Below are 16,959 nucleotides of genomic sequence, written 5' to 3'. Positions count from 1 at the left end.
CTCTCCCCATGAAAAAATTCTTTTCTGCCCGCTATATTGCTTTAGCACTGATCAGCTGTTTATTGATAGCTGCCTGTTCTTATGTACTGAACAGCAATACTAGTGAAAGTGAAAAACTGATGGCAAACCCCGTTGAAGTCACTATCACGTCGCTCGATGATTTGAATACTTTATTTGATAAATATCAGTACAACGATGAAAACTGGGATAAAGGCAACCGTGAAGTACCGCGTATTACTTTTGAGGGGGTTGGGAAGCACTGGGCTGAGGGATCCAAAAAACTGCCCGTAGAGACCAAAAAAATGATATTTTTTCGTCTGATGACACCACTGGCATTAGTTTCTAATGAAAATATCTTACGTGAACGGGAAATTGTTAAAAGCAGTCCGCTAGAGGCAAGCAAACTTAAAAAAATAGCCATTAAATACCGCATTATTGAAGATAAGACAGCCGAGTTAGATCAAAAAATGCGCACAGCATTATTGGCCCGCGTTGATATTTTACCCCCGTCGTTAGCACTGGCGCAAGCGGCTGAAGAGAGTGGTTGGGCGACCTCTCGTTTTGCGCAGGAAGGGAATGCTTTCTTTGGTCAGTGGGATTTTACCGGTAACGGGATGAAACCTCGGGCCCACCGAGAAGAGCTGGGTGACTATGGCGTTGCGCGCTTTGATAGTCCACTTGCTTCAGTTGAAGCTTATATGCTCAACATTAACAGTAATAGTGCATATCAAAAATTACGTATTTTACGCAGTGAACTGCGTGCTAATGATAAAGCGGTCACGGGCATTAAATTAGCGGGTACCTTGGATAAATATTCCGAGCGAGGACAAGAATATATTCATGGACTGCGTGCCATGATCCGTTATAACAACCTTGAGCAAGTCGATCAGGCGTATTTATCTGATAATAAATTAATCCATTTAATTACAGAAAAATAATGGTTCGTTCTTTATAATATCTACAAAAAATAAGTTTATAAAACCGATCAAAGAAGCGTGTTCGCACAGGCTTCTTTTATTCTTAATCCGCTGCATATTTTCACGCAAGGCGGTGACGGACTTTAAGCTTCTTTCGTTTAAGTGCCTGAGTGAGCCTTAATTTTGGCGCATTTATAAAAAACCAATCTGACTAATATCTAACTGAAAAGCGGGTAACTGTTTGTCTGCAATTAGAATACTAATTTGTTTAACGTCTGCCAAATTTAACTGTGGCGCATCGTCAACGGTTGCCCCGCGGTAGGTAGGAATAAAGTCGCTTTTCTTAAAAATCAAACTGTTCCAGTTATTCGCCGTGGCATAAAAATCAACCTTGTAGGCAATCGCACCCGGCCCTGTATTGGTTCTTAAACGTAACTGGTAATGGCGATTATCTCCTTTGAAAGTAATAGATACCTTGTCTTTCGCTATTATCGGTTTATTGAGAACGTATCGGGCTGAAGCAAAACCCCCGTTGTTTTCGAATGAAAGCTGGCCGCTAAAGGAGACAATATTGTTTTCAATTGCTATTTTGCTTGTTGAAATTCCCCCCATCACTGAATCATTGACTACCTGCCAGCTGTTAATAAATTTTTTGCTGTTAAAGTCAATATCTTCAGCCAGGCCATTGTTTATATTTGTCATTATGATCACCAAAATTAGTACATATTTCATATTTAAAGCGTTTATTCCAAGTCAGTCCGGCAAGTATATTGTTAGGTATACAGCTGCGCAATAGATGCGTTTATTTCAGTGATGCGTATATAAAGCGCAGATGCTTGCCTGGTACACCTTTATTTTCGAATTCAGCTGTTCTTACCACTCTATTTTTTTTCCTTGCCAGTCAATAAAAGCCGCTTTATTGTCAGAAACGTAATTTTCTAGGGCAAGTGGTTTAATTAAAGATAAAAGCTGAGTTGCTACAAATTCAGGCTTAAATAATTTTTCCGGCGCTACATTGGACTGGAAAGGCCGGGATAATTTAGTGTCAGTGGTACCGGGATGAAAGACTATCAACCTGACATTTTTGGCACGTCTGGCATATTCAATGGCAGCCGTTTTGACCAACATATTAAGTGCCGCTTTTGATGCCCTATAACTGTACCAGCCACCAACACGATTATCGCTAATACTGCCTACCCGCGCACTGAATACCGTAACAACGCATGGCAACGGGTGACGTAACAAGGTAATTAACTGTTGCAGCCACAGACCAGGAACCACGGCATTCACATGCATAACTTGTTGAAATATATCGGCAGAAAATTGTTCTATCTTTTTCTCCGGTAAAAATGAGTGGTTATGTAACATGCCATTGCAGATAAAAACCTTTACGCAGGGAAGTGAGGTCGCTTTTATTTTCTCAATAATTGCGTTTATCTGCGCCGAGTTATATTCACATTCAATCAGGTTCAATTTTTTTTGATTAAGCATGCGATCACTAAAATCCGCCGGAAAACTGCGGCTGACAGCATAAACCTGCAGTTCATCATCTAACAGAAGATTATCAATCAGCGCTTGTGCGATGGCACTGCTTGCGCCGATAACTAGAGCGCAACGTTTAACATCGGTCATTATTTTTTCTCCTGGGTGTTATCTGCGGTTTTTATACTGCACTGGCCATTTTCACAGCTTTTATTCCCCATTAATAATTTTGAAATACGTATTCGGTGTTTGGCAAATAACAGGTATGCCCAATCGGCAACGGGTTTGATAATAGGAAAGCGCAGCGCGGCAATCCAGGGTTTTTTACCCACCAGTCGCCATGCATGACAGGTCACATCGAGTCCAAATAGGGGGGTGCCATTCAACTTCCCATGCAGTATGTTAGTTGCCTTGATCTTGTCGATATCAGGAAATTTTTGTTCAAAATCGCTTTGGTGAATGTCCTCCAGTTGGATATTGTTGTGCTGGTCATAGCGGCGTAATTCTTTCATTTCCATAGAGCACAGCGGGCAGTTTCCATCGTAAAAAATCGTTAGCATTATAAACCTCAGAGACTTAAATTATTCTTATATTCAATATACGTATCAATGCTGTTGTTAGATCTTTTTGTTTCTTTATCTCGCGATTAATTTGATATTTTGACAGATATTGGGCTATTTTAGCCTTAACAGTGAAAAAGGTAGGACATTCAAAAAAAAATTTTAAACCGTGCAAGGTACTGGTCAAATTTACCCCGCCTTATGGCCACCATTTGTAACACTTTTACGTAGATTTAAAAGAGCACTTTCTAAAATAATCAAAATGTAATTTATTTTTGACAGTATAGTATCAAAATGAGGCAATAATTAACCACAAAAGAGCTCTATAACCGCTAAAATATTTTCTAAATACTCGCGTCACTATTCAAAATGCAAAGATAAACAGGCTATATAAACAGACTTAATGGCAGCAAAAGAAATAATTAAGTGATTTTTTTGTAAAAATCAAAAAACTTCAAATTGTGATTTAAATGGGCATTCTTACCTTTTAATTCAGATCATAATTTAATTTTTGCTGCTATTACCCCTCTAACAAAATAGTTTATTAATTTTTATAGATTAACCCTTTTAACGAATTGGACTTACCTATGCAAACAGAAACAATCAGGATTGCTCAGAAAAATCTTGTCCCGGTCAGCCGACAGGCTGCTGGCGAAGGTATCGTACTGCTGGAAAACAAAAATGCAACGCTGCCTTTGAACAAAGGGGAGACGATTTCGCTGTTTGGTCGCTGCCAAATAGATACTTATCGCAGTGGTACAGGCTCAGGTGGCGCAGTGAATGTGCCCTATGCGGTGAACGCATTACAAGGACTGCGCGCTAATCCTAGTATTAACATTAATGAAGTGCTGGTGACTATCTATGAAGACTGGATTGCGCAGCATCCCTTTGACGATGGGGGTGGCGGCTGGGCTGCGGAGCCTTGGTTTCAACAAGAGATGCCGCTTGCTGATGAGATAATTAAACAGGCAGCTGCTAATTCAGATAAAGCGCTATTTTTTATTGGCCGCACCGCAGGTGAAGACCAGGATAATGCCGATGCAGCAGGCAGTTATCGACTGACCGATGCTGAAATTTTAATGCTCGAAAAGGTTAATACCTATTTCGATAAGGTTATTATTGTCCTGAATGTTACCAATATCATGGATATGTCTTGGCTGGAGTCGATCAAAAACAAGCAATCGATTCAAGCCGTGCTTTATAGTTGGGCGGCTGGAATGGAAGGTGGCCACGCGTTAGCTGATGTTCTTTGCGGTGATATCTCACCCAGCGGCCGTCTGAGTGACACTATCGCTTATCAACTTGCTGATTATCCATCATCGGCTAATTTTGGTCACAAAGATTACAACCTTTACGTTGAAGATATTTATGTCGGATACCGTTATTTTGAAACCTTTAACCCGCAAGCCGTCCAGTACGCCTTTGGAGCGGGTCTTTCATATACGCAGTTTAGCCGCGAACTGGTTTCACATTCGGTAGAGGGCGTCGGGATTAACCAGGTTCTGCAGTTTGATATAAAAGTAGAAAACATTGGAGAGAAATACAGTAGTAAAGAGGTTATCCAAATTTATGTTGAGGCACCGCAGGGGCGTCTTGGCAAACCCGCACGGGTATTAGCAGGCTTTGTCAAATCCACAACACTGAAGCCCGGTGAAGATGAAATCCTGCGCGTCTGCATCGCACTTAAAACCCTTGCTTCCTATGATGACAGTGGAGTAACAGGACATAGTAACTGCTATGTTGTCGAACCGGGCACTTATCAGTTTTATGTCGGCGCTAGTGTTCGTCACGCACAGCTTATCAGTGCAACATTGCAACTGGAGCAGTTGTTAGTCACAGAAAAACTTACTGAAGCACTGGCACCGGTTAAAGATTTTGAGCGACTAAAACCTGGCGAGCTAGAGGGAAATGGTCTTTATCGGGCAACTTACGAGTCTGTCCCGCAGCGCAGCATTCCGCTCGCTGATAGAATTCAAGCAAACATGCCGAGATCTTTTGCTGTCACAGGGGATCAAGGGATCCGTCTGACTGACGTAAAAGCAGGGCGCGCTTCCCTGACAGATTTTGTGGCGCAAATGAGTCATGAACAACTTGCGACTATTGTTAGAGGGGAAGGCATGTGCAGCCCTAAGGTTACTCCCGGCACTGCAGCAGCTTTTGGCGGTCTTTCTGACAGCCTGTTTAATTTGGGTATTCCAGTTGCGGCAGCAGCGGACGGTCCATCGGGAATACGTATGGACAGTGGTCATAAAGCCACGCAAGTGCCTATTGGTACATTACTTGCCTGTACCTGGAACAGTGATCTGAATGAGCAGTTATTCTACCTTATGGGGCAAGAGCTTTATGCCAATCAGATTGATACATTATTAGGCCCGGGTATCAATATTCACCGCCATCCGCTTAATGGCAGAAACTTTGAGTACTTCTCTGAAGATCCTCTGATGACAGGAATCATGGCTGCAGCACAAACCCGCGGGCTTAAAAAGGCGGGCGTATCCGGCACTATCAAGCACTTTGCAAGCAACGATCAAGAGACCGCGCGTGTTGATGTAGATAGCGTAATGTCACAGCGTGCGCTACGTGAAATCCACCTTAAACCCTTTGAAATGGCAGTTAAAGAGGGCGAGGCTTCAACCCTTATGACCGCTTACAACACTATTAATGGGCATTGGACCGCCTCTAACTACGATCTTAATACGACGATTTTACGGGGTGAATGGGGCTTTACTGGGATTGTGATGACCGACTGGTGGGCTAAAATGAACGATCCAATTAAAGCGGGCAAAGAAGATAAAACCCACACCTCTTTTATGATCCGTGCGCAAAATGATCTTTACATGGTGGTCGAAAATGATGGCGCCGAAGGTAATAGTATGGGAGATGATACGCTTGAAGCATTAGAGAATGGCACCTTGACCGTCGGCGAACTGCAACGCAGTGCCATGAATATCTGCCGCTTTATTATGGAAGCCCCTGTTATGGGACGACCACTTAAGGCTTATGAGCCAATCAAGACGTTTGCAGCAAAGAGCTATATCTCTAAGGATCTTTCAGCTGTTAATGCGCTTGCCATCGAAGATAGGATCAAACTTAATTGTAAAACCAATACCAGTGTGACAATCGCAGTAACTGAGCCGGGTATCTATCAATGTAGCAGTCTTATTCGTTATGATCGTAATTCACAGGCTCAATCTTCATACAGCCTGCGCCTTAATGGACTCTTTAGTATGTCTTTTTCAGTTAACGGTACCGATGGCAAGTTGATTACCACTGAAGGGCTGAAGGTGAAACTGGAGAACGGGCATTACACACTTGATCTGGACTTCGTAAAATCCGGTCTGGAGCTTGAGGGGCTTATTTTTACGAAAGTCTAAAAAAACACCGCGCACTCAAATCTGGTAGGGTGCATTCCATGCACCGCTGATAATGTTTGGTGCGCGGAGCACACCCTACGGGTAATGTAATGGTAGGGTGCATTCTATGCACCACAAGCTATGATTGTTGCGCAGAGTCCTAGAGTTAATAAAGGACGGTGTCTTCCTCGGGAATTGGTGGAAGCACACCCTACGGATTATGTTACCGGTAGGATGTATTTCATGCACCGCTGATAATGCTTGGTGCGCGCCTACGGGTAATTATCGTTCGCTTAATAAATACCCTTTAATGTTTAATGCCGGATAAAATACTTTCTATGGTCGTAACCAACTCAGCTGATTTTTGTAAATTCAATCCGTCAGGGTGTGGAGAACAAAATCGGCCGGCGTCATTATCGAAATACTGACCAGAAGAACCGGCGAATTCCTTATCCAGTGCCAGCCGCGTTAAGATTTTAGCGCCTATTTTTAAGTCACCACCTGCCACACCAAACCCTTCTTGTACCATTTTACTGCCGAGCATTGAGCCCGGGTTTACTGTAATAATAACGGGCCCCTTATCTTTAAGTGTTTGAGCCATTATTCGGCTCCACATGGTAATGGCAAGTTTGCTTTGCGCATAAGCTTCCATATCGGAAAGCGGCACTTTACCCAGCAATGCTTGCATATTCACGGGTGCCTGGGCTGCTGAAGAAAGGTTAATTACTCGCGCGGAAGTGGCAAGCAATGGCAGCAGCTCCTGCAATAAAAGATAAGGCGCAATGGTATTAACAGTAAAGCGCAGATCAAGTCCGTCCCTGGTTATGGGGTTATCTACTTTAAAAACACCGGCGTTGTTAATCAGCACATCAAGGTTATCGTATTGTGCTTTTATCTTATTCGCTAAGGTCTTTACATCGGACATTTGTGACAAGTCTGCCAGATAACTTTTAACTGTTCCGGCATTAGGCAGTTCAGTCAGCATTTTTACCACTTTATTTAACTTTTCAGGGTTACGTCCATGTACCAATAGACTATGACCATTTGAAGCTAACATCTTTGCTGTTGCCAAACCTATACCGTCGGTTGCACCAGTAATTAAAATTGTTTTTTTCATGGAAAATTCCTTATTATATTGAACGTTTGCTTCCGGCACATTCAACGAGCGATTTTTTATTAATACCAAAAGAATTAATTAAGTGATCAATGATTGCGAAGGAAAAGTCAGCGCTAATAAGGCGTGAGTTGCAGGAGATAGTTGTTCTCACTTCAAAACTAACAACGTAATTAGGGATGATTTTAACCAGCAAGGGTGATCACCTTTTTAGTTCCTTTGGTATAATACTCCGCTTGTTATGATATTTATAACAGGCGGACATCTTATGGTCTGTACATGGGTCTAGTGATGACTCTCCGGGAAAGAATTATTTACCGGAGAGTCTCGTTTAAACGCTTTTAAATTTCAACGATTACTTTGCCCATTCCTGCGCCACTCGCTAAACGCGCATGTGCCTGACCCACTTCTGCCAATGAAAAACGATTTTCATCTAATATCGGGCGTAAAGCACCTACTTCAACGATCGTAGCTAACCGGCTTAGAATGCGAGCGTGCTCTTCACGTTTGTGGTTGTACAGCATTGGAATTAGCATAAACACAACATGCAGTGACAAACCTTTAAAGTGCGCGGGCGAAAGATCTAATTCGAGGAGTGCAACCGTTGATACAACCTGACCATTGAGCGCAGCAGCAGCGAAAGAATTAGTTATATTAAGGCCGCCAACAGTATCAAATACAATGTCAAAGCCGTGACCTGCAGTATATTTTTCCAGATAGTCAGCAAGGGTTTCTGTTTTATAATTGATTGCTGTTGCGCAAAGCGAGATACCCCTTATGGGGAGCAGCAATAGAATTGCTGCGCCGTTCACAATTCAGCGCGATTGACTGCCATTATCCTTGAACCGATTTCAGCCAATTGAATCGGCTCAGCTGTCAATAACTAATGGACAAGTTAAATATAATCTTATCCAGGTAACCTCACTTTTTAAGGTTACCTGCCTTAAGTAATTAATATCATGGATTTACTGTCAGTACTGTTAGAATAACCAGTGTATTCTTCTTTGTATTTAGGTTTTCTATCATAATGAAATCAATATCTTCAACGGTTTTTGGCCATTTATTCGGTCATCCCGCAGCAATCTCTATCGGCCCAAAAGGGGTCATACTATCAGTAAAAAAAACACCCACAAAAATCAGCTGGCAAGCCTTAATTTCACCACCAACATTCACCTTTGGGTGGTTGGGTCAAACAGTCAGTTTTCGCCTTGCAGGGCAAACCTACGTGCTCAATCATCTTGCTTATAACTGTAAAAAAAAGCATAAAACGGACTGTGAACAGTGGTGGGCCGAGGCGAATAAAAATAGATTATTCGGGTTATTAACTAAAATAAAAAAAGTCAAAAACCGTCGTTATCTGCGCCAATCGACGTTTAACAATATGCAGCTTGCGATTGCTAAAGAATATAACAGATGGTTTCCCTGGGCCGCCTCAAGCCAAGGGGCAGCACATCTTGCAAAAATAGTTACGGTGTTAGCGCAATATCAGCATTGGCAGGAACAAGATATCACCCTTTGCCGGGAAGCCTATATCACCAGACAGTTAAAAAACTACCAGCGTTTTTTTGACCGAGTTGAAGAAAACCCTTTAACACTAAGGCAGCGTAGAGCCTGTATTATTGATGACGATAATAATTTGTTATTAGCGGGTGCGGGTACCGGTAAAACCAGTGTAATGATTGGTCGGGCAGGTTATCTGCTTAACAGTCAACAGGCTAAGCACCATGACATTTTATTATTAGCTTATGGTCGAAAAGCCGCTGATGAAATGGATCAAAGAATAAAAGAAAAGCTGCAAACTGATAATATCAGCGCGACAACCTTCCATCGCCTTGGGCTTGATATCATTGCGCAGGTTGAAGGTGGGAAGCCCAATTTATCGGTGTTTGCAGAGGATGAGAAAGTGAAGGCTAAATGGGTACAAGCTTGTTTTGAGACGTTGATCCAAAAGCAAGATAAATACCGCGATCTGGTGATGGCATATTTTAGTGAATATTATTATGTCGAAAAAAGCTATTTTGAATTTACCAGTCTGGGTGAATATTACCAGTATCTAACCGATAACGATATTCGCAGTTTAAAGGGCGATAAGGTAAAAAGTTTTGGGGAGCTGCATATTGCAAATTGGTTATGTAACCATGGCATTGAGTACCAATATGAAGCCAGTTATGCCTTTGATGTAAAAACGGTCGCGTCCAGACAATATCAGCCTGATTTTTTTCTACCAGCATTAAATACTTATATTGAATATTATGGAATAGATGAAAATGGCGATACAGCGCCTTATATTGATAAACAGGAATACCATGCATCTATCGCATGGAAACGTAAAACACATCAGAAAAATAACAGTAAATGCATTGAGTTAACCTATGCGCAGCATAAACAAGGGCGGCTATTGAGTTCGCTTGAGAAAAGCCTGAAAAATGAAAATATTGTCTACAAATGGTTCCCCGATGGGGTGCTATTAGCAGGTTTAAAAGAGACTGGACGCATGACCTTACTGGCGGAAATTTTTGCTAAATTAATCGGGCTTTATAAAGCCGCTTACTTGGATGAATGGTCTGAGAAACGGGTGATCAGGAACTCTACCGATGCAAAAAAAACAGAAAAAGCATTTGAATTACTTAAACCTATTTTAAGCGCTTATCAGGCAAGGTTATTAAATCGTAATGAAATTGATTTTGAAGATATGATTATCAAAGCACTTGCCTATGTCGAGACAGGAAAATTTATTTCTCCCTGGCGTTATATTATGGTCGATGAATTTCAGGATATTTCAGAGCCTAGAGCCCGTTTAGTGAAGGCTTTACGCGGCAGTAATAAAAGCACTTCTATTTTTGCTGTTGGTGATGATTGGCAGGCTATCTACCGATTTAGTGGTGCCGATATAACACTGACCACCGGCTTTGAGGATTATTTTGGTCCGACCACGCAGACGGAATTAGATCAGACCTTTCGTTTTAACAACCGGATAGCACAGGTGGCAACTGATTTTGTCAGTAAAAACCCGGCACAAATAAATAAAATGATTAAGTCGTTTAAGCATCAGGATGAACCTGCTGTTTCAATTTTACGGAAAAGTGCTGGTGGTTTGAAGGCTCAAGATGAAAAAATAATTGATGAAATAGTGAATGGCGCAGTTGATGAGGTGTTAACGGCTATTACTGGTCAGATTGACAAACCCGCAACCGTCTATTTACTCGCGCGTTTTTGGTTTCAATTACCAGACAAAGCAAGTGTTTGCCATTTAAACAATCAATACCCGCAGCTCAATATACAAACGCACTCATTTCATGGGGTTAAAGGTAAAGAAGCTGATTATGTGGTTATCATGGGGTTAAAATCTGGCAAGCATAGTTTCCCTTCCAATAAGGCAATCCCTCCCATTTTAGATGCGTTACTGGCAAAAGAAGAAAAATTTGAACATGCAGAAGAACGGCGATTATTTTATGTCGTTTTAACACGGGCAAAACAAAGGGTTTATATTATTGCTGATATGAGTGATACGAGTTGTTTCGTTAAAGAGCTTATTAACGATCATGACGTTGAACTTGATGAATTTGGGATAACCGTTAATCAGACTTTTGTTGATCAAATTCATTGTTTAGTGTGTGAAACGGGTACCTTAAAGACTCGCTCAAATCGTTTTGGTACCTTTGTTTCCTGTTCATACTTTCCGCGCTGTGATTATAAAGAAAGAGCCTGCGAAAGTTGTCAGAGTGTGATGTCTACAACCCGTCATAAAGGGTTTAAAATCTGTTTAAATCAACGCTGTAATAATATTTACCCGCTATGCGAAAAATGTGGAGCGGAAATGGTGCTGCGAAAAAGTGCGCGGGGTGAATTTTGGGGATGTCGAAATTACAGCGGTAATGAGCAGACAAGTTGCCGAAACGCGATTGCTAAAGGAAAAATTCAATGGCCGGAAATGCAGGGTTAATGTCCCATTTTTATTAACTGTCATATTTATTTAACATTAATGTAATAAGCTTTGTAAAAAAATTGTTAAGGATGACCAAAAATATGGCGTTATACGAACATCTGGAAGAGATCATTGTGAGCGAGCAGTTAACTTCCTTATTCCAGCCAATATATGCCACAAATAGCAGTGAAGTTTATGGTTACGAAGCTTTAATCAGAGGGCCTTACGACAGTCCTCTACATAATCCGGAAGCGCTATTTGATGCTGCAATTGAATATAATTTACTGTCGGAATTAGAGCTTATTTGCCGCAAAAAATCCATTGCCCGTTTTGTTGAATTAGGGTTAAAAGGGTTGTTATTTATTAATGTTAACCCGATGGTATTTTTACAATCTGATCATCCGCAGGGTAAAACACTTTCTTATTTAACAGAGCATAAATTAAAGCCAGAGCAGGTTGTTATAGAGCTGAGTGAAAAATATCCGATTGATGACCCTGACATTTTACAAAAAGCCTTAATATATTATCGTGATCTTGGTTTTAAAATTGCGGTTGATGATTTGGGCTCAGGTTATGCGGGCTTGAAACTGTGGTCTGAGGTGAAACCTGATTTTGTTAAAATAGATCGTTATTTTATTGACCAGTGTGATAAAGATCCTATAAAAAGTGAGTTTATCAAAAGTATTTTCAATTTAGGGCAAAGAATTAATGCCAAAGTCATTGCAGAAGGGATTGAAACAGAAGAAGAATTTTGGCTATTAGATGAACTAGGTATTAGTATTTATCAGGGTTTTTTATTTGCCAGGCCAATGTTGTCTCCATCGGCTACTGTCTCCGCTGTGATCCAAAATCGTGATCGTTTGGCGAATCTTGCGCTTAATAATGAATCTTTGCTTAGCCCGTTATTACAAATAATAATCCCAGTCAATTTTGATCAAACAACAAAAACAGTGCTGGATTATCTTCACCAACACCCCGAGCTGGATTCTATTCCTGTGGTTAAAGAAGATAAGCCTGTGGGTATGATTTTACGTGAACATATTTTAGCTTTATTTTCTACGCCTTACGGTAAAACCCTGCATGAAAATAAACCTATCCATGAAAACATGATCGATTCTCCCGTTATTGTTGAAGCAAAGACGCCACTTGATGAAGTGGCTCAATGGGTCACGTGCGGAGATGATGAAAAATTATTATGGCATTTTATCATTGCAGATAAGGGACGTTATCTTGGAATCGGCTCAGTGCGTGATCTGTTACGCCAGTTAATTCAACCGAACACTCGCTCGGCCAACTCAGTAACGCGCTTGCCAACTATTTTCGCTGCTTAATGGTTATACGCTTAAAGGTTGAATCTGCCCTAGTGACAGAAGTATGGTTATAAAATGGGTGGCATGGTTGTTGGCGGAGGAAGTGATATTGCAGCGCGATTTTCAGGTGAAAAATGAGGTCGATTTAAAAGAAAAATCCCATGAGTGGATACTGCTACTTAATTAGTCTCAGGTTCCTCGTTATCGCTATCGCTATCGTTATTATTATTGATATTTATGCTAATCTTTATTTAGTTTTTTTACAGTAACTATTATGTATGATTAACCTTTTAATTGGGAAATCAAACTTTCTAACCTGTTTATTTAAAATAAATTTATGGAAAGCGTTTGTTCTGAAAACAGATAAATTTTACAGTCTCGTCAGCGGTAAGACTAAAAAATATTTCATCTCTTTAAGCACTGGAGTTCAACATGGGTTCAAAAACTACAATGAAAATTATCAGCATTGTCCTAATCGTTTTAGGCATTGGCCTTGCGGTATGGGGGTATCAATTATCGGGTTCTGTCGAATCAGAAATAACACAAGCTATTACAGGTTCAGATACCGATAGGGTAATGACTTACTATATAGCAGGGGCGGTCAATTTTGTTGTCGGCATATACCTTTTCAGTAAAAATTAAACAGGAAGTCTCACTCAGCTCACCCGCCTGCTAATTTTTTAGCGATTAGATTGCTGACAATATAATAAATTAACGGCCGCCTTTTCTATAAATAGAGAAATTATACGGCCTTGTTAATTTTAGGTCTGTACACAAAAACTAATTCTAAATAATATCACTGTTCAGGAGTCAATATGTCAGATACGCAAAGTAATGAAAAACAAGAAGTCACCATAGTTGATATAAAAATGCCATTTATGTCTATGGTCATTTTTCTGGTCAAATTAGCCATTGCCTCAATTCCTGCCTTTATTATCTTATCGGTTATTTTTATGATTTTTGGTGTTTTATTTGGGGGCGTTTTCCACGGTATGGGGATGGGAGTAATGGGCCGCTATTAGGGTTAATACCGCTGTTTAATAAAGACTCTCTCTATATGTATGTTCCGCCGCCCACATGCCGTCAGCGAAAGCAATACCTTGTTGTAGTAAGTGACGTTGGTCAAAAGTTTTTAGGTTAAGTTGTTATGGGGCCTTTGCTAGTTAGCTTTATAAAACCCAATAAGCCCTAGCGTTTTGGGCTATTTATCTGTTGAAATAATGCAAAATTAAAGACTGGAAGGATTCTAAATAAAAAAGGTTAAGACAATATCTTAACCTTTTTTCAAATTCAATATTCTGAATATTAATGAGCTTTACGTTTCGTGCCATTACGTACTAAATCTTGGCCTGTTTGGAACACTTCTTCTGTGATCCAATGTGATAATAATAATTGGTGCTGGTCATCTAATACTGCGACAAAACGACGACCATCTTTATTGTTTGTCGCCATTGCCACACCAGCTACATTTGTTAAACCCAAACCATCATTTTCAACTGAAATTAAAAAGGTTTCTAACTCTGTTAGGTTTGTGATGGTATTTGCTTCGTTGCTCATAACTTTACATTCTCTTGCTGAACTAAATCTATGATCATGGAATGTTACGGTGTTTATCTTTCTAAGGCAACTTTCCACTTCATTGGCCATTAGGTCATGTAATATAGAGTCATACTAAATTTGGTTATTCGGTATAGGAAAACCTTGCCAACAAGAAAAAGAATTTTGGTATAAAAAAGCCATACTTAAGCGCTGCTTTTTTATTCATAGTCATTTTCATTCACACTTGGAGGGGTATATTTCCCTGTATGAGTGAGACTTTTTTTAAAAAGTTTTTCAAATAGCGTTTCTAAATAAACGATTTCTGGGGTTTGTTATGATCTTCAGAGTGATATCACAGAATGTCCATTCCTCCCTTTTTGTATTCACTTACCCTTCAATAGCTACACAGCAAGCAACTTTTTGCATTACTTTTCCTCTTTAAAATTAGGCTTAATCATCCCCGCAACTGCTGTGCGGATAGAAAATAAAGCACCCGATAAAGGACGTTCAGCGAGTTCTATTTCCTCCATATTTTCACGTGTAGTCGTGATATAAAGTGTTTTCATATCGTCACTACCAAAACAAACCATTGTTGGGCAGCGAACAGGAAGTTCATGCTCTTCTAATACTTCTCCCGTCGGGCTAATGCGTGCAATACGGTGGCCGTCAAACATTGCCGTCCAATAACAACCTTCAACATCAACAGCGGCTCCATCGGGGCAGCCTTTCCCTATGGGGAATGTCTTGAATATTTCACGTAGACCTAATTCACCATTTTCGGTCATTGGTGTTCGATAGATAACATGATTAGGCGTATCAGAGGTGTACATCCACTGTTTATCAGGACTAAATGCCAAACCATTTGCACATAAAATATCGTTTTGAATAACCTTTGGTCTTAGGTCTGAATCGATGCGTAACAGTAGTGCTCCATTAAATGTTTTCGGTTCCCAATACGTACCCGCATAAAAGCGCCCATCCTGATCAACACCACCATCATTAAAGCGGGCTAAAAGTGGGTTGTTGGGGTTTTCACAAACGCGAGACTCAACTTCACCCTGCTCATTTGTCAAGAAAATGCCGGTGCGCATTGCTAAGATAAAGCCTCCTTTTTCTCTTAGTGCAAAGCAACCCACTTCTTCGTTAAAGGAAATCACAGTGTGTTTTTCTGATTCAGGAAAAAAACGATGTACTTGTTGTTCGATAATATCTGTCCACAGTAGCGAATGGGTGGTTGCATCCCATGTTGGGCACTCTGGTAGATGACCAATATAATTAAATAGAACTTTAGGTTTATTCATAATCTGAAACCTTAATTTTTATTGTGATTGATGCACTTTGGCCGGTTGCCACAAGTGTCATCGATTTTGATTTATTCACACAAGATAGATCGTTTATCGCGTTGCTTATGTTACTTATATTGGTACCGGGTTCAACCGCGACAAAATTTTTATCTTTATGCACAACAAAAAAAATACGTTTTAGTATCAATAGACTGTATCTCTGTATTCACCATAATACGCAGTATACAGACACCTAAAAGGCCACCTGCTGGTGGTCGTTTTTGTATTTACTTGTGGGTTAGTAGTCATCTGTCATATTCGATTTGGGTGTAATTGCGGCCAAGCTCATTATATCACTTATTTTGGTGGTGTCAGTTGCAATGGAGGCTAAAGCGAGTTAGTTTTCTGAGACGCTTGAGGGTAGAAAAATGGGTGCATGGTTATTTTGGCATGGTTATTTTGCATAGTTATTTTGTGGGCATGGTTATATTGTGGTTTTTTATTCCGACGGGCTGAAAATGAGAAATTCTACAGCCTTGTGATTTTACAAATGCATTTAGAGGTAATATGAAAACAGTTGGTCTTTTAGGTGGTATGAGCTGGGAAAGTACTATTGGCTACTACCGTGCAATTAATGAAGGTATTAAAAACTCACTCGGTGGGCTGCACTCAGCGAAAATCGTTATATATAGCGTCGATTTCGATCCAATTGAAAAGTTACAGCACGAGGGGGATTGGGACGGGACAGCGGAAATACTTATTGAAGCAGCTAAGAATGTGCAATCTGCTGGAGCTGACTTTTTACTTATATGCACAAATACTATGCATAAAGTAGCGCCACAGATAGAAAAAGCTATTGATATTCCATTACTTCATATTGCAGATGCAACCGCCGAGGTTCTGGTCAAAAATGGAATTAAAACCGTGGGGTTACTGGGAACCGCTTTTACAATGGAACAAGATTTTTATAAGAGTAGGTTAAGCGAAAATTATGGTTTAACGGTTTTGGTTCCTAATGAAATAGACAGAGCAATTATTCATAATGTTATTTATAAAGAGCTTTGTTTAGGGAAAATGTTGCCTGCTTCTAAAGTCGAATATTTGCGAATTATTGAATCTTTAGCTAATCAGGGCGCTGAGGCTGTCATTCTTGGTTGTACTGAAATTGGAATGCTCGTTGAGCAAGCTGATACTAAAGTCACACTTTTAGATACAGCAGCTATTCATGCTCAAAAAGCAGTTGAATATGCAATATAATAAATGAAATTACTGGACACATAATGGTTATTGCGGTTTTGCTAAGAACGATAAGCATTAAAACAGCACAAAATACAGCAGGCTATTGTCGATTAATATGTTGTCGGTTAAGTCTTGTTATTAAGCGGTTTCCAGAATTTCATATTCCTTCATTTTAAGCACTTAAAAGTCCGCAAAATTATTTGACACCCGTAATATTTCCCTGATCGGTTTGGTCTT

At 40.3% G+C, this 16,959-nt stretch carries 14 protein-coding genes and 1 pseudogene; 8 read left to right on the top strand and 7 right to left on the bottom strand.

Annotated features, from left to right (window positions below; genetic code table 11):
• Positions 1-8: 8 nt before the first annotated feature.
• Positions 9-938: a glucosaminidase domain-containing protein gene (locus PING_RS10915; protein WP_011770417.1), complete on the top strand. Its 930-nt coding sequence runs from the start codon at positions 9-11 to the stop codon at positions 936-938.
• A gap of 171 nt (positions 939-1,109) precedes the next feature.
• On the opposite strand, the gene PING_RS10910 is transcribed toward PING_RS10915, so the two are convergent.
• The 3 genes from PING_RS10910 to PING_RS10900 all read right to left on the bottom strand — a co-directional run bounded on the left by PING_RS10910 (position 1,110) and on the right by PING_RS10900 (position 2,959).
• Positions 1,110-1,619: a CIA30 family protein gene (locus tag PING_RS10910; RefSeq protein ID WP_011770416.1), complete on the bottom strand. Its 510-nt coding sequence runs from the start codon at positions 1,617-1,619 to the stop codon at positions 1,110-1,112.
• A gap of 171 nt (positions 1,620-1,790) precedes the next feature.
• Positions 1,791-2,549 carry an SDR family NAD(P)-dependent oxidoreductase gene (locus PING_RS10905; RefSeq protein WP_011770415.1) on the bottom strand — a complete coding sequence of 253 codons (759 nt, stop codon included), beginning with the start codon at positions 2,547-2,549 and terminating at the stop codon, positions 1,791-1,793.
• Positions 2,549-2,959, bottom strand: a complete 411-nt coding sequence (locus PING_RS10900; protein ID WP_011770414.1) for a thiol-disulfide oxidoreductase DCC family protein — start codon at positions 2,957-2,959, stop codon at positions 2,549-2,551. Before PING_RS10900 ends, PING_RS10905 begins: the two co-directional genes overlap by 1 nt.
• A gap of 587 nt (positions 2,960-3,546) precedes the next feature.
• Here PING_RS10900 and PING_RS10895 point away from each other — a divergent pair.
• Positions 3,547-6,333, top strand: coding sequence for a glycoside hydrolase family 3 protein (locus PING_RS10895; RefSeq protein WP_011770413.1), 2,787 nt, complete (start codon positions 3,547-3,549; stop codon positions 6,331-6,333).
• Between the two features lie 286 nt (positions 6,334-6,619).
• Here PING_RS10895 and PING_RS10890 read toward each other — a convergent pair whose 3' ends face one another.
• Together PING_RS10890 and PING_RS10880 are read right to left on the bottom strand one after the other, a co-directional pair.
• Complete coding sequence (locus tag PING_RS10890; protein ID WP_011770412.1) at positions 6,620-7,429, bottom strand: SDR family NAD(P)-dependent oxidoreductase; 810 nt, start codon at positions 7,427-7,429, stop codon at positions 6,620-6,622.
• Positions 7,430-7,767: 338 nt separating this feature from the next.
• Positions 7,768-8,190 (bottom strand): annotated as a pseudogene (locus PING_RS10880) (zinc-binding dehydrogenase); the annotation flags it as partial.
• A 263-nt stretch (positions 8,191-8,453) separates the two neighbouring features.
• Here PING_RS10880 and PING_RS10875 point away from each other — a divergent pair.
• From PING_RS10875 to PING_RS10860, 5 genes are all read left to right on the top strand, one after another.
• Positions 8,454-11,369 (top strand): UvrD-helicase domain-containing protein, encoded by a 2,916-nt coding sequence (locus PING_RS10875; protein WP_011770411.1) that lies wholly within the window; start codon positions 8,454-8,456, stop codon positions 11,367-11,369.
• An 83-nt stretch (positions 11,370-11,452) separates the two neighbouring features.
• Positions 11,453-12,682 carry an EAL domain-containing protein gene (locus tag PING_RS10870; protein ID WP_011770410.1) on the top strand — a complete coding sequence of 410 codons (1,230 nt, stop codon included), beginning with the start codon at positions 11,453-11,455 and terminating at the stop codon, positions 12,680-12,682.
• Between the two features lie 43 nt (positions 12,683-12,725).
• A complete protein-coding gene (locus PING_RS21615) occupies positions 12,726-12,848 on the top strand; it encodes a hypothetical protein (protein ID WP_269571474.1) in 123 nt (40 codons plus the stop codon).
• A gap of 245 nt (positions 12,849-13,093) precedes the next feature.
• A complete protein-coding gene (locus PING_RS10865) occupies positions 13,094-13,303 on the top strand; it encodes a DUF3185 family protein (protein ID WP_041766405.1) in 210 nt (69 codons plus the stop codon).
• A 173-nt stretch (positions 13,304-13,476) separates the two neighbouring features.
• Complete coding sequence (locus tag PING_RS10860; protein WP_041766402.1) at positions 13,477-13,683, top strand: hypothetical protein; 207 nt, start codon at positions 13,477-13,479, stop codon at positions 13,681-13,683.
• Positions 13,684-13,966: 283 nt separating this feature from the next.
• Here PING_RS10860 and PING_RS10855 read toward each other — a convergent pair whose 3' ends face one another.
• Together PING_RS10855 and PING_RS10850 are read right to left on the bottom strand one after the other, a co-directional pair.
• Complete coding sequence (locus PING_RS10855; protein ID WP_011770408.1) at positions 13,967-14,218, bottom strand: hypothetical protein; 252 nt, start codon at positions 14,216-14,218, stop codon at positions 13,967-13,969.
• 407 nt (positions 14,219-14,625) lie between these two features.
• The gene (locus PING_RS10850) at positions 14,626-15,501 is read right to left on the bottom strand and encodes an SMP-30/gluconolactonase/LRE family protein (protein ID WP_011770407.1); all 876 of its coding nucleotides are present in this window, start codon (positions 15,499-15,501) and stop codon (positions 14,626-14,628) included.
• A 549-nt stretch (positions 15,502-16,050) separates the two neighbouring features.
• On the opposite strand from PING_RS10850, the gene PING_RS10840 reads away from it, so the two are divergent.
• The gene (locus PING_RS10840) at positions 16,051-16,740 is read left to right on the top strand and encodes an aspartate/glutamate racemase family protein (RefSeq protein ID WP_011770406.1); all 690 of its coding nucleotides are present in this window, start codon (positions 16,051-16,053) and stop codon (positions 16,738-16,740) included.
• Positions 16,741-16,959 lie beyond the last annotated feature (219 nt).

It is taken from the genome of Psychromonas ingrahamii 37, from assembly GCF_000015285.1.
Classification (GTDB): domain Bacteria; phylum Pseudomonadota; class Gammaproteobacteria; order Enterobacterales; family Psychromonadaceae; genus Psychromonas; species Psychromonas ingrahamii.
This window is presented reverse-complemented; position numbering and strand designations above follow the sequence as displayed.